Source organism: Mesorhizobium sp. M8A.F.Ca.ET.207.01.1.1 (genome assembly GCF_004794715.1).
Taxonomy (GTDB): domain Bacteria; phylum Pseudomonadota; class Alphaproteobacteria; order Rhizobiales; family Rhizobiaceae; genus Mesorhizobium.
In genome coordinates this window covers 1-296 of the sequence record NZ_SRUS01000498.1, presented here as the reverse complement: position 1 = coordinate 296, position 296 = coordinate 1, and the positions used below count along the sequence as shown (strand labels likewise).

The following is a 296-nucleotide window of genomic DNA, read 5'->3' as shown; positions in this document are numbered from 1 at the left end:
ACATATGAGGCGCTACCTAAATAGCTTTCTATGAGAACCAGCTATCTCCGGGTTCGATTAGCTTTTCACTCCTAATCACACCTCATCCCCTACCTTTGCAACGGGAGTGGGTTCGGGCCTCCAGTGCGTGTTACCGCACCTTCACCCTGGGCATGACTAGATCACCCGGTTTCGGGTCTACTGCCCGCGACTATGCGCCCTTATCAGACTCGGTTTCCCTTCGCCTCCCCTATACGGTTAAGCTTGCCACGAACAGTAAGTCGCTGACCCATTATACAAAAGGTACGCAGTCACTC

The 296-nt window shown here is 52.7% G+C and carries 1 rRNA gene; it reads right to left on the bottom strand.

The features are described 5' to 3' along the window. A 23S ribosomal RNA gene (locus EN850_RS35545) occupies nucleotides 1–296 on the bottom strand; the annotation flags it as partial.